Origin of the sequence: Vibrio sp. zbq_1, from assembly GCF_043102935.1 — a bacterium.
Lineage (GTDB): Bacteria > Pseudomonadota > Gammaproteobacteria > Enterobacterales > Vibrionaceae > Vibrio > Vibrio parahaemolyticus.
In genome coordinates this window covers 178159-192002 of record NZ_JBICJH010000044.1, presented here as the reverse complement: position 1 = coordinate 192002, position 13844 = coordinate 178159, and the positions used below count along the sequence as shown (strand labels likewise).

At 44.6% G+C, this 13844-nt stretch carries 11 protein-coding genes; 6 read left to right on the top strand and 5 right to left on the bottom strand.

Annotated features, from left to right (window positions below):
* The first annotated feature begins 98 nt into the window (after nucleotides 1-98).
* Nucleotides 99-1529, top strand: a complete 1431-nt coding sequence (gene ptsG, locus ACF8CV_RS23225) for a PTS glucose transporter subunit IIBC (protein ID WP_392417646.1) — start codon at nucleotides 99-101, stop codon at nucleotides 1527-1529.
* 287 nt (nucleotides 1530-1816) lie between these two features.
* Nucleotides 1817-2218 (top strand): hypothetical protein, encoded by a 402-nt coding sequence (locus ACF8CV_RS23220; protein ID WP_005453959.1) that lies wholly within the window; start codon nucleotides 1817-1819, stop codon nucleotides 2216-2218.
* 66 nt (nucleotides 2219-2284) lie between these two features.
* Here the strand turns inward: ACF8CV_RS23220 and ACF8CV_RS23215 are convergent, their stop codons facing one another.
* The 3 genes from ACF8CV_RS23215 to ACF8CV_RS23205 all read right to left on the bottom strand — a co-directional run bounded on the left by ACF8CV_RS23215 (nucleotide 2285) and on the right by ACF8CV_RS23205 (nucleotide 4911).
* A complete protein-coding gene (locus ACF8CV_RS23215) occupies nucleotides 2285-2380 on the bottom strand; it encodes a MetS family NSS transporter small subunit (RefSeq protein WP_005494570.1) in 96 nt (31 codons plus the stop codon).
* Entirely contained in the window at nucleotides 2377-3843 is a 1467-nt protein-coding gene (locus ACF8CV_RS23210; protein WP_005453956.1) for a sodium-dependent transporter, read from the bottom strand. The genes ACF8CV_RS23215 and ACF8CV_RS23210 overlap by 4 nt, the downstream gene beginning before the upstream one ends.
* 477 nt (nucleotides 3844-4320) lie before the next feature.
* Nucleotides 4321-4911 (bottom strand): outer membrane beta-barrel protein, encoded by a 591-nt coding sequence (locus ACF8CV_RS23205; RefSeq protein ID WP_005494573.1) that lies wholly within the window; start codon nucleotides 4909-4911, stop codon nucleotides 4321-4323.
* A gap of 127 nt (nucleotides 4912-5038) precedes the next feature.
* Between ACF8CV_RS23205 and ACF8CV_RS23200 the strand changes: the two genes are divergently transcribed.
* Together ACF8CV_RS23200 and ACF8CV_RS23195 are read left to right on the top strand one after the other, a co-directional pair.
* A complete protein-coding gene (locus tag ACF8CV_RS23200) occupies nucleotides 5039-5131 on the top strand; it encodes a YnhF family membrane protein (protein ID WP_005494575.1) in 93 nt (30 codons plus the stop codon).
* A 30-nt stretch (nucleotides 5132-5161) separates the two neighbouring features.
* Nucleotides 5162-6313 (top strand): patatin family protein, encoded by a 1152-nt coding sequence (locus ACF8CV_RS23195; protein ID WP_005453952.1) that lies wholly within the window; start codon nucleotides 5162-5164, stop codon nucleotides 6311-6313.
* Between the two features lie 68 nt (nucleotides 6314-6381).
* Here the strand turns inward: ACF8CV_RS23195 and pyk are convergent, their stop codons facing one another.
* The gene (gene pyk, locus ACF8CV_RS23190) at nucleotides 6382-7824 is read right to left on the bottom strand and encodes a pyruvate kinase (RefSeq protein WP_005453949.1); all 1443 of its coding nucleotides are present in this window, start codon (nucleotides 7822-7824) and stop codon (nucleotides 6382-6384) included.
* A gap of 421 nt (nucleotides 7825-8245) precedes the next feature.
* Here pyk and ACF8CV_RS23185 point away from each other — a divergent pair, with 421 nt between their 5' ends.
* Both ACF8CV_RS23185 and ACF8CV_RS23180 read left to right on the top strand, forming a co-directional pair.
* Nucleotides 8246-9463 (top strand): ROK family protein, encoded by a 1218-nt coding sequence (locus ACF8CV_RS23185; protein ID WP_005494578.1) that lies wholly within the window; start codon nucleotides 8246-8248, stop codon nucleotides 9461-9463.
* Nucleotides 9464-9751: 288 nt separating this feature from the next.
* A complete protein-coding gene (locus ACF8CV_RS23180) occupies nucleotides 9752-10705 on the top strand; it encodes a chemotaxis protein CheV (protein WP_005453945.1) in 954 nt (317 codons plus the stop codon).
* A gap of 58 nt (nucleotides 10706-10763) precedes the next feature.
* On the opposite strand, the gene ACF8CV_RS23175 is transcribed toward ACF8CV_RS23180, so the two are convergent.
* Entirely contained in the window at nucleotides 10764-13838 is a 3075-nt protein-coding gene (locus ACF8CV_RS23175) for an error-prone DNA polymerase (RefSeq protein WP_138937584.1), read from the bottom strand.
* Nucleotides 13839-13844: the final 6 nt, after the last annotated feature.

Below are 13844 nucleotides of genomic sequence, written 5' to 3'. Positions count from 1 at the left end.
CAGTTGTGGTTACATTTTCATTGGGTGCTAACCTTTAGGCTACGGGGGTGTGCCGTTAGTGCCCAAATAATACTTATAAATTTATCAGGAGCATAAACATGTTTAAGAACCTTTTTGCTAACCTGCAAAAAGTTGGTAAGGCGCTGATGCTTCCAGTATCAGTTTTACCAGTTGCAGGTATTTTACTAGGTGTTGGTGCTGCCCACCTAAGCTTTATTCCAGAGATCGTTTCTAACCTTATGGAACAAGCTGGTGGTTCAGTATTCGGCCAAATGGCACTTCTATTCGCTGTAGGTGTTGCACTAGGCTTCACAAACAACGATGGTGTAGCTGGTCTAGCTGCAATTGTTGGTTACGGCATCATGACTGCAACACTAGGTGTTATGGCTGGCGTAATGGGCGTTGAAAAAATCGATACAGGTGTACTAGGTGGTATCCTTGTCGGTGGTGTTGCTGCTTGGGCATTCAACCGTTTCTTCAAAATTCAACTTCCAGAATACCTTGGCTTCTTTGCTGGTAAGCGTGCAGTGCCAATCATCACTGGTTTTGCAGCGATCATCCTTGGTGTAATTCTTTCTGTAATTTGGCCACCAATCGGCGGTGCAATCTCTGCATTCTCTGACTGGGCTGCGCACCAAAACCCACAACTAGCATTCGGTATCTACGGTGTTGTTGAGCGTTCACTAATCCCATTCGGTCTACACCACGTTTGGAACGTACCTTTCTTCTTCGAAGCTGGTACTTGTGTTAACGCAGCAGGCGAAACTCAACACGGCGTTCTAACTTGTTACCTAGTTGCTGATGAAGCATCTCGTGCTGCTGGTAATGGCTTCGGTCAGCTAGCGGGTGGTTACATGTTCAAGATGTTCGGTCTACCAGCTGCAGCAATCGCGATTGCTCACTGTGCTAAACCTGAAAACCGCGCGAAAGTAATGGGTATCATGGCGTCAGCTGCTCTGACTTCATTCCTAACAGGTATTACTGAGCCAATCGAATTCTCATTCCTATTCGTTGCTCCTGTTCTATACGGTATCCACGCTCTACTAGCTGGTTCTGCATACATCGTTGCTAACACTCTAGGCTTTGTACACGGTACATCTTTCTCTCACGGTCTGATCGACTTCCTAGTTCTATCTGGTAACGCTCAGAAGATGGGTCTGATGATCGCTGTTGGTCTAGTTTACGCAGTAATCTACTACGTAGTGTTCCGTGCAGTAATCACAGCTCTTGACCTAAAAACTCCTGGTCGTGAAGATGAAACTGAAGAAGCTGCGGCGACTTCTAGTTCAGACATGGCAGGTGAGCTTGTTGCAGCATTCGGCGGCGAAGCAAACATCACTGGTCTAGACGCATGTATCACTCGTCTACGTGTGGCTGTTGCAGATACTGCTGCGGTTGACCAAGACAAACTAAAACAACTTGGCGCTGCTGGTGTTGTAGTTGTTGCAGGTGGTGTTCAGGCTATCTTCGGTACTAAGTCTGACAACCTAAAAACTGAAATGGATGAGTGGATTCGTAACCACGGTTAATCCCCAACATTCATTGTTTTGAAAGGAGGCTAAGGCCTCCTTTTTTGTGTTTTGGATATCGCTGAATAACTTATTATCTATAGCCTGCCTACCTGACTTTCTTGCCTATATTTTTTGCCTATTGGTTTCATGAGTACGACCTAGGCTCACCTTATTGAACCTTGTGATCTCAAACTCATCTTTACTTTTGTCGGCTTTTTCGTACAAACCGTTTACTCACTGATGACATAACAAATATTGAACATGTTTGAATTATGCACGATGTTTTTTAAGAATTGATAACGTGTATGAAGAATAAAATTATCTTAGCAGTGGGTCTTATTTCTAGCTCGGCAATGGCGGCTAACGAGCCTGCTAATCTGTCTGTCGGTATGGCAGTAGACCAGCAATTGAGCGTGGTTGTGGAAGTTGACAACAAATATCGAGGTATCATTGGCAACGATGGCATGGCGTTCGACTATATTGCGAAGCGTGGTGCGTTTGACCAGAATATGCCAATCACTTGGTATGTCGGGGTTGGTGGCTGGTATGAGTGGGATGACGAATTTGGTATTCGTGTTCCACTTGGCGTGAACTGGGACCTATCGAAAGGGTGGGACGTTTATGCGCAGATCCATCCTGAGCTCGATCTCTATAAAGGCCCTGACTTACAGTTGGGTGGGGCAGTTGGTGTGAAATACAGCTTCTAGCTCTCAAATAAAAAATGCCGGCATAGATGCCGGCATTTTGTTTCTGATTAAGACGGAATTTCAATCTTACTGTTTGTTCATCGCACGTTTAATGCAGATAGCTGCACCACCCCAAGTGATGCCCAAACCAAGAACCATCATAATGATTGCGCTAACGGTCATTTTACTGCCTCCTTGCGGTTTGCTGCGTTGATAAGTAAGCCAAAGATAAAGAGTGCGGCAATGATTGCCCAACCTAGAGTTAGATCGTAGCCACCATAGCCTTCTGTAAATAGAGCATAAAGCTTAGTTGCCAAGATGATTGCTAACATGATTGGTGTTACAAAGCGTAAACAAATCTCAAACCATTGACCGATAGAGAAATCAGAACGCTCATTCACGTAGCCGCGTACTTCTGGTACACGATTTAGCAACCAAGCCATCAATACGATTTCAATCAAGCCACCAACCATAATACCAACATTGTTTGCAAAGTGGTCGACTAAGTCTAGTAGCAGTAGGCCACCGTTGGTCGCAAATGCCATTGACACAACAAAGCCAGTACCGATTACCACATTTGCTGCTTTCTTACGGCTCCACTTTAACTTATCAATAATGGCTGACGTCACTGCTTCCATAATCGAGATGTGTGAACTTAGACCGGCCACAACAAGCGCAAAGAAGAACAGCGGGCCAAGAATGTAAGGCGCTGGCAATAGGTTAATTGCCGCAGGTAACGTCACAAAGGCAAGGCCTACGCCAGCAGAGACAACTTCTGTTAGTGGTTTACCTTGCTCTTGAGCCATGTAACCCAATACAGAGAAGATCATGATACCTGCAAGGATAGAGAAACCACAGTTGATCAGTACGGTCATAAAGGCGTTGTTTGTGATGTCAGACTTCTCAGGCAAGTAGCTTGAGTAGGCCAACATGATTGCAAAGCCGATACTTAGGGTAAAGAAGATTTGACCATACGCGGCAGCCCATACTTTTACGTCCCAAATCTTGCTGAAATCGGGTTCGAACATATAGTTCACACCATCGAGTGCACCTGGTAGGAATACCATGCGACCGATCAGAAATAGAACCATCAAGAATAGGATTGGCATCATGATTTTTGATGCGCGTTCGATGCCGGACTTAACGCCACTTGCAATGGCAATGTAAGTGACAGCCCAAGCAATGGTCATCGCTATAGCAATTTTCCATTGAATACCACCTAAGTTTGTTGGTGAGTTATCACCTAACTTTAGGTATTCGCTAAAGAAAAACGCGTTAGTGTCGGTTCCCCAACTTTGAGTAAACGACATACCAAAGTAAGAGATAGACCAACCAATTACCGCAACATAGTAAACGGCAATAACAGCAGCAACGCCAACTTGGAACCAGCCAAGCCATTCAAACTTCGAATGGATTTTTGCTAGTGTTTTCGGTGCTGAACCACGGTATTTTTGTCCCATACTGAACTCAAGGATCATGAATGGGATACCGGCAGTGATCATGGCAAAAAGGTAAGGAATAAAAAATGCGCCGCCACCGTTTTCGTAAGCCATGTATGGGAAACGCCAAATGTTACCCAACCCGATGGCTGACCCGACTGCTGCTAAGATGAACCCTGCACGGGATCCCCATTGTTCTCGCTTCATATCTGACTCCTATACGACTCCCTAAGGAATGAAGCTCTCTCAGTTGATCAGCAATCCCTGCTAAATTGTTAAAAGAAAGGACAACTGTTATCCGTCAGTTTTATGATCCTAAATTCTAACTTGTTATTAATTTGCAGAGTTATGTTTTGCCTAACGTAAGAGAAGTTAGAGATTAACTCTTATTATGTTGATGTGTGTTTGATAAAACTGAAATATTTATCTGTTTTCGTTATTCAGACTAACTTCTAATAATACAGAGCGCAATAGATTCTAAATGTTAACAGTAGTGTTTTGTGTGGTTTTAATGTTGTTAAATAGTGAGAAAATAGGTGATCTGAAAGGTTGGTTAGGCGGTTTAGTGAAATAAATGACTGCTATATTGCTATTTGAATGGTCTTATGGACTATTTTTATCATTTAGGGCGTACGACTATCTTTTGCACACCCTATAGATAATGTTCCGGTTAATTTGCCTCAGTTAAAAGCGAAAACTAAAGCCTACGTTTGACTGAAATTGGTTCATCCAATCAGTATCGAATTTGATGATGCAGCTTGAACCATCAGATGGCAATGTACATGCACCAGATGTGTCATTATCTACGACCGTACCTAACCAGCGTACTTGTGCCGTTAGAGCAAAGTTTTTTGAAAATGCGTACTCTAACCCGGCAAAAGCACTGGCAGAAAAACCGTATTTTTTATCAGCCCAGTCGACGTCGGTGTAAGACCCGCCAACCCCCAACCCTACATAGCTTTGCCAACCTTCAGCGAGGGGATAGTAAATACTGCTTTGGAATTGTAAATAATGGATATCGGCGGAGTTCGACAACTCTTTGAGTTCTGTCGGTTGTGCAGAATAGAAAAGGCCGATTTTTCCCATTTCAAAAGGTGTTTCTATTGATAAGGCGTAACTGAGGGCAGGGTCTATGTCATAGGTGTTTTTGTTTTCATCTTCGACTTGCCCGCCGCCAGTAAAGCCAATAAATGGGGTTACGATAACATTTGCTTGTGCGCTCAATGCGCAGCTCATTAACATGCCCCCAACTAGCCAACTGAGTTTATTCTTCATGTCCTATCTCCTTATTATGACTAAGCTAATTGTGATGGCTTAGTCAAAATCGCGCGACTAAATTAACCAAATCTTGAACATGTTTCACACTGGTGTTATTAATTTGTTACAGGTCAAGGAGGCGTTTATGGAACACGATCTAAAATCCGCACTAATCATTGTCGTCAGTGTTTTCGCAGTGCTTTTGTCGTTCGGAATTATTGCGATTACGACGGCCTAACAATAAGCATCAGAAAACTGGCGTGAGCCGATGATACGTAACAGCGGTATAATCACTGAAAGCCATACAGAGCTCGATATAGAAGTTTATGAGCACTTTAGACATGGCAAAACTGCTCTAGTCACACAAGGAGGAGGGCAGCGAGGGATTTTTACCGCTGGAGTGTTGGACGCACTACTCCTTTCTAATTTCGATCCTTTCGATGAGTTTTACGGCACTTCTGCAGGTGCTCTAAACCTTTGCTCGTATTTATGTCGTCAACATGGCATGGGTAAAGCGTTCATTACCGAACTTACTACTTCTCCTGAGTTTTTTAATCTTTTCCGCTACATTCGTAAGCAACAATACTTGAGTCTTGAGTGGGCGCTAGAAAGAATCCAAGATTTTCCTTACAAACTTGATCTCGATTTAGGGCGTAAGACCTTGGCTGGAAGAGGAGCGTTTGCAGCCGTTACGAACGTGGAAAATTTATCCGATCAGTATTTGCCGATTCTTGGGGATGATTGGTTCCACACCATGCTAGCCACTTGTGCGATTCCTAAGTTGTACCATGGCCCTGTCGATGTAAATGGGCAAAAGTTTGTGGATGGTGGTGTATCAGCCTCGATTCCGGTTCAAGAAGCGTGGCGACAAAATGCGCGCAACATTATTGTGATTCGCACAGAACCCTTCTCTGAGATAGAGGCGAGGGCGCAAAGTGAAATCGGAGACGTGCCAGTAGAATGGTATCGCGAATCCATAAACTCGGTGCAGCAATCTTGGCAACAAAAAGTCAGCCAATGGAAGTCTGACTGGACGTCTTTCTTCCAACAAAAAATTAATACTGCGCACCAGTCTAAGTTAACTGGGAAAATGCTTCTCAACGGTGGTCGTTGGTTATTTGGTGCTGATAATTTGTATCGATTAAGCCATTTGATTGGTGAGAATTTTGATTCTGGCTTGGCCGATATGCTGATGATTCACTATCAGACCTTTGAGCTAACGCAGGCGTTTTTATCAAACCCACCGGACGACACGTTTATTTTGCAAATTGCGCCCAAAGAGGGCTTGAAATCTTCTTCACTCCTGAGTGAACCAGAAGCGTTAGAACATGATTATCAATTGGGCTTGCAAGCCGGGTTTAATCTGGTTCAGTTATACGATCAACTGAATATGGACCTTGAAGGTAGAGAAAGTGCTTAAGCTAGCGTAAGTCACCTAAGCGATAAACAAAAAAGGGCTCCACTGGAGCCCTTAGCATTTCTATTACGTTAGACTGGCAGAATACGCATGCAGTTGGTTGAACCAACGACGTCCATCACGTCACCTTGAGTGATGATCACTAAGTCACCTTCATGTAAGTAACCTTGATCTTTGAGGCTGGAAATTGCGGCTTGAGCGGTTGGTAAGCCTGCATCGCATTTCGCATCAAAGTACACTGGCGTTACGCCACGATATAACGCTGCGCGGTTGAGCGTCGATTCGTTACGCGATAAAGCAAAAATCGGCAAACCAGAGCTTAGGCGTGACATCATCAAAGCAGTTCTTCCTGATTCTGTTAATGCAATCATCGCTTTAATGCCTTCCATGTGGTTCGCTGAGTACATGGTTGCCATTGCAATGGTCTCTTCTGCTGTTTCAAAGGTGCGGTCGAGACGGTAGGTCGATAGACTTGCTTCAGACATCTTTTCTGCGCCAATACAGACATCCGCCATTGATTTCACGGTCTCTACCGGATATTGACCGGCAGCGGTCTCTCCAGACAGCATCACGGCATCGGTGCCATCCAAAACGGCGTTTGCTACGTCCATGACTTCTGCACGCGTTGGCATTGGGCTATTGATCATGGATTCCATCATTTGAGTTGCAGTAATGACGACGCGGTTCAAACTGCGAGCTCGACGAATGAGTTTTTTCTGAACACCAATCAGCTCAGGATCGCCAATCTCAACGCCTAAATCGCCGCGAGCAACCATCACGACGTCAGAAGCTAGGATGATATCGTCAATCGACTCGCTCGTGGCGACGGTTTCTGCACGTTCTACTTTTGCGACGAGTTTTGCTTCTAAGCCGGCATCCCGGGCCAAGCGTCTGGCATAGTGCATGTCCTCGCCATTGCGTGGGAAAGAAATGGCCAAATAGTCGACCTTAATTTCTGCGGCTGTGATGATGTCAGCTTTGTCTTTTTCCGTGAGTGCATCGGCTGATAAGCCACCGCCTTTTTTGTTGATGCCCTTGTTGTTGGATAATGGACCACCAACGGTCACACGGGTATGGACTTTATTTCCTTCTACGCTGGTGACTTGCAATTGAACTCTGCCATCATCAAGCAGTAGAATGTCGTTCGGTGAAACATCTTGAGGCAGTTCTTTGTAATCCAAACCAACGGATTCTTGGTTCCCTTCGCCTTTTGGTAAGTCGCTATCTAGTGTGAATTTATCGCCGACTTTGAGTGTGATTTTACCGTCTTTAAAGGTCGAAACACGAATTTTAGGTCCCTGTAAATCGCCAAGAATGGCAACCTGACGCCCTAATCTTGCGGCAATCGCGCGTACTTTTTTAGCGCGTTGAATGTGGTCTTCACTTGTACCGTGAGAAAAGTTCATACGAACGACGTTCGCACCAGCTTTAATGATCTCCTCCAGTACATTGTCTTTATCAGTTGAAGGGCCAAGAGTGGTGACAATTTTCGTTCTTCTTAATTTGGAAGTCATAAATTCTCCGAAGAATGCAGGTGTAGGACAAAGTAACTCAAATTTTATTCTTACTTAATCTAACCACTGTCGAGGTCAGTATTTTCTAAGCTCGATGCCAGTTAGGTATAAGTATATGCACAGATTGTTTGCATGAAGAGTGACACTCGCTAAAACAGACGGATAATACATAGAGGACTAACGAGTTAGCGAAAACCTCTTTGTAGGGATGCTCTGTGGTCGCTTATGTTGCTCTCCTAATTTGAAGAATAAAATAAGTTATTTTTCAAACAATTTAACAGGAGTAGATTTCCCGTTATTTGATTGAATACACAAACAAACATGTTTATACGTGATGCTTGTCACGGGGATTTATTAATTCACTTCACAATTACTTCGCAAAGTAAAAAAATTGTCTCGTTATAGAATTTCGGAGTGCAAGATGTACATGGCTCAACCGGGCCATATTGATCATATCAAACAGGTCAATGCTGGTCGTGTATATAAACTTATTGACCTAAAAGGTCCAATTTCTCGAATTGATTTGTCGAAGCAAAGTGAGCTTGCGCCTGCGAGTATCACCAAAATCACTCGAGAATTAATCGAAGCACACTTGATTCATGAAACTACCGTACAAGAGGCGACAAGTCGTGGTCGTCCTGCCGTAGGCCTACAAGTTAACAACGAAGGTTGGCAGTTTCTATCGATGCGTTTAGGTCGTGGCTATCTGACTATTGCTCTGCATGAGCTGGGTGGCGATGTCTTGATCGATACCAAAATCGAAATTCATGAACGTGACCAAGACGATGTTCTTGAGCGTCTGCTCTACGAAATTGACGACTTTTTTCAGACGTATGCCGATCAGCTCGATCGTGTTACTAGCATCGCGATTACGCTTCCAGGTCTTGTAAACTCTGAGCAGGGCGTGGTGCTGCAAATGCCTCACTATAACGTCGAAAACCTTGCTTTGGGGCCAGAGATTTACAAAGCGACGGGTTTGCCGGTCTTTATTGCCAACGATACGCGTGCTTGGGCTTTAGCTGAAAAGCTCTTTGGTCATTCCCAAGAAAATGACAACTCTGTTCTTATTTCGATTCACCATGGTTTAGGCGCCGGTATCATTCTTGATGGGCGAGTTCTTCAAGGCCGCCACGGTAATATCGGTGAACTAGGGCATATTCAAATTGATCCCAACGGGAAGCGATGTCACTGTGGCAACATTGGTTGCTTAGAAACGGTTGCCAGCTCGCAAGCGATTCGTGAAGAAGTGGTAAGACGCATCTCTGAAGGTGAAGCTTCTATTCTCGCGGCTCAAGAAGAGATGAGTATCGAAAGTATCTGTGAAGCCGCGGCAAATGGCGATCCTCTCGCGGTTGATGTGATTGAAAAATTGGGACGCTATTTAGGTTCTGCAATTGCTATCGTGATCAACTTGTTTAACCCAGAAAAGATTTTGATTGGTGGGGTAATTAACCAAGCGAAAGAGGTGCTTTATCCAGCCGTTCGCCGTTGTATTGAAGAACAAAGCTTGCCTGTTTATCACCAAGATCTTGAGCTGGTGGAATCTCGCTTTTATAAACAAGCGACGATGCCGGGCGCTGCGCTGATAAAACAAGCTCTGTATGATGGGCAGTTGTTAATGAAGGTGGTGGAAGGTTAATCACTTCTTTCTATCTTTAATTTGATTTAGGGTGTGGCTCAAGAGCGCACCCTTTTTTGATCTTAAAAAGCCATCAAATGACGAATCTGAGCAGCAGTGCATTGCTATGTGCACGTCATTGATGTAATTTGCACTTATATCTAATTTGGCTCATGATGTTAAACGTATCAAGCTAACGTATTGAGTTTACTTAGATATCTATACACTCATTAAAAAACGTCGTCTTGTATTCTCAGCAAGGTTTCCAATAAAGAGTGAAAAATAATCGTTCAGAATTTAGGTAGTAGTATGTCCGGAGTTTTAAATACGGTTGATCAGCGTACGAACTTAGTGGGTGAAAACCGACTGGAACTTTTGCTGTTCACGTTAAACAGTCGTCAGTTATTTGCGATTAATGTGTTCAAAGTGAAAGAGGTGATAAAGCTTCCGCCGTTGACTAAGCTGCCTGGCTCACACTACAACATCCGTGGTGTTGCTTCTCTTCGAGGTGAAGCCGTACCTGTGATTGATTTGCGTTGTTCGATTGGTTTTCCTCCTCTTCGTGGAGAAGCGGAAGAAGAAAACTTGATCGTGACGGAATATAACCGTTCGGTGCAGGGTTTCCTTGTTGGTCCGGTACGTAACATCATCAATACCGCATGGACTGAAATTCAGCCGCCGCCATCGACTTCTGGACGCTCTAACTACCTCACAGCTATCACCCAAGTGAAAGATGGTGATACTTCTCAAATCGTTGAGATTATTGACGTTGAGAAAGTGTTGGCGGAAATCGTTCATTATGATGTCACTATCTCAGAAGATATCTTAGATCACGACTTATCGCAGTCGATGGTTGGACGTAACGTTCTTATCGTAGACGACTCTTCGACAGCAAGAAACCAAGTACGTGACACCCTTTCTCAATTGGGTATGAACATCATCGAGTGCCGAGATGGTTTAGAGGCATTAACGGTGCTCAAGCGTTGGTGTGATGAAGGTCGTGACGTTGAAAAAGAGCTGTTAATGATGATTACGGACGCTGAAATGCCAGAGATGGATGGTTACAAATTGACTCACGAAGTTCGTAGCGATCCTCGTATGTCGAAGTTGTTCATCACGTTGAATACGTCACTCAGCGGTAGCTTTAACGAGGCGATGGTGCAAAAGGTAGGCTGTGATCGTTTTATCTCAAAATTCCAGCCAGATTTGTTAGTTGAAGTAGCACAAGATCGTTTGCGTCAGGTGCTTTCTGCAAACGCCTAACTCATCAATAAATGTAAACAAAGGGAGGGTAACCTCCCTTTGTTGTATCTGCTCATTCTTAATGGAAGTCACGAGACTTACTCTGCAAGTTGGATAAATAATGAGTACAGTCAATCAATTTACCCGCAATGATGTGGATGACTTCTCCCTCTCTTTCCAAAATACCTTTTACCATCAATATTTTTGAGGTGAGGTAAGCTTGCTTTTGCGCTCTTGCCGTCGCGCTCCATACCACAACGTTAATGTTGCCAGTGTCATCTTCTAAGGTGAAAAATGTAACGCCTGCTGCAGTGCCTGGGGACTGCCTTCCGGTGACGACACCTGCCACTGTCACAAGCGACTTATGCTCTTTATCAACCAATTGTTTCATACGCGTAAAGCGAGGAAGTATTCCCGCTTCTTCTAGCAGAGTAATTGGGTGCCGGTTCAGCGAAAGACCTGTACTGGCATAGTCTTCAATAAGGCTTTCATATTCAGATGGCTGTGCATGATAGCTAACGCTTGGCTCTTCGATATGATGAAACAAAGGCAAATCGGACAGTGAATCCATCGCTGCCCAACGTGCGTTATAACGGTTACCCGATAAGATCTGAAAGGCATTTGCAGAAGCTAATAATTCGATATCACGACGACTTCTCAAGATTTGTTTGACCTCTTGTATTGAGTGATAGCCCGTTTTTGGTCGTCGTTCGACTAAGCGAGTCGCGCCTTCCTCATTAAAGCCTTTAACCAATCGAAAGCCCAGTTGCACACCAAGTCGGCCATTGGGGCGTTGAATCAAATGATGCTGGTAATAGGAATGATTGACACAGATAGGCAGAACTTCGACGCCGTGACGACGAGCGTCTTGCACCAATTGAGAAGGGCTGTAAAACCCCATTGGTTGGCTGTTTAACAGTGCCGTATAAAACTCTGCAGGATAGTAGTATTTTAGCCATGCCGAGCAATACGCCAAAACGGCGAAAGACGCTGAATGACTTTCTGGAAATCCGTATTCACCAAAGCCACAAATTTGTTCAAAAATGCGCTCCGCAAATGCTAGGTCGTAACCTCGCTCTTGCATGCCATTGAGCAGCTTAGGCTTAAACTTGGCTAAATCACCATTCTTTTTCCATGACGCCATGGCTCGACGAAGTTGATCGGCCTCGCCACCACTAAACCCCGCAGCGACCATGGCAAGTTTGATGACTTGTTCTTGGAAGATAGGCACGCCCATGGTTCTTTCTAAAACGCTTTTCACTGCTTCTGATGGATAGCTGACAGGCTCTTCGCCGTTGCGCCTTTTCAAAAACGGGTGAACCATGTCGCCTTGAATTGGCCCTGGGCGTACGATCGCGATTTGAATAACTAAGTCGTAATAACAAGCTGGTTTTAAGCGAGGCAGCATGCTCATTTGCGCGCGAGATTCGATTTGAAAAACGCCAACGGTGTCTGCTTTTTGGAGCATGCGATATACATGAGGATCATCTTGTCGGCGAGTGATCTCAGCAATTGAAAGTGATCGCTGGTGGTGTTTCTCAATTAATTGAAAGCATTTACGGATAGCATTGAGCATCCCGAGTGCCAATACATCGACTTTCAGAAGCTCTAAGCTTTCGAGATCGTCCTTATCCCATTGAATGATAGTTCGATCTTCCATTGCTGCATTTTCAACGGGCACCAATTCATACAATGGACCAGATGAAATCACGAAGCCGCCGACATGCTGAGAAAGATGACGAGGAAAACCAATAATCTCGTTCACCAGTTGGATAAACTGTTGACCTTTGAGCGATTCCGGTTGCAAACCAAGCTCAATAATTTGTGCTTGCCAACCTTGGCTACGGTCTCGGCGGTTAACATTTTTGATGAAAAAATCCAATTGGGTCTCTTCAATACCTAACGCTTTTCCGACCTCACGTACCGCACTTTTGAAGCGATAACTGATCACTGTTGCGGCAAGAGCGGCACGCTCACGCCCGTATTTTTTATAAATGTATTGAATGACTTCTTCACGGCGCTCGTGTTCGAAGTCAACGTCGATATCTGGTGGCTCTTTGCGTTCCTTACTGATAAATCGTTCGAACAAGACGGAGATTTGTCTTGGATCGACGGCGGTGATTTCTAAGCAGTAACACACGACGGAATTCGCCGCTGATCCTCGGCCTTGATAAAGAATGCCTTGCTGTTTAGCAAACATGACGATGTCATGAATGGTTAAAAAGTAATAATGGTACTTGAGGTCTTCTATCAACCTCAGTTCGTTTTCGATGGTTTGGTTGATGTCCTCCGGCACGCCTTCAGGAAAGCGACGCTCTTTACCTTGTTCCACCAACATTCGTAAGTAAGAATTTGGTGTATAGCCATTAGGAATCAGTTCTGTAGGGTATTCGTATTTCAGATCAGACAATTTGAATTCGCACAAATCCGCGATGTACTTACTTTCCTCTAGCCACTCTGGTTTGTAGATACGAACCAACTTATTCAGTGGTCGTAATGCGCGTTCAGCATTAGAAAGACGTTCAAAGCCCAGCTTATCAACACTGCAACCATGCTTAATGGCGGTGAGTATATGTTGTAAAGGCAGGCGCTCAGCCGTGTGCATGAGTACGCCGCCACAAGCTGTAATAGGCAGTTGCAATTCGTGAGCTAGCTTCTCGCAGTGATTTGTGTAGGCATCATCGTCGCCACCAAGATGACGTTGAATCGCAACCCATAGTCGATTGTTATGGTGTTGATTGAGCCAGCGCCCCCAGTAATGGTCACTCGCTTGATGGGTAGGAAGCCACAATACTAAGCAGTGACGAATCGACATCAGATCCCACTCAGAAAGCTGATAACTGCCTTTTTCGCTGCGTCGTCTCGCGTTAGTGATGATACGGCACATCTCAGCATAAGCTTTACGGCAGGGGCAAAGTAGGACTATTTGGCACTCTTCGTTGAGCCAGAACATACTGCCGACGATCTGTTTGATATCAAGTTTATGCTGCTCAATCGTTGCATGAGCTTTGACCACGCCAGCGACCGAACACTCGTCAGTAATCGCGATGGCATGGTAGCGATAAAAAGCCGCTTGCAACACAAGCTCTTCTGCATGAGAAGCGCCAGTGAGGAAAGAGAAATTAGACTGACAAAATAATTCTGCGTAACTCATAACGAC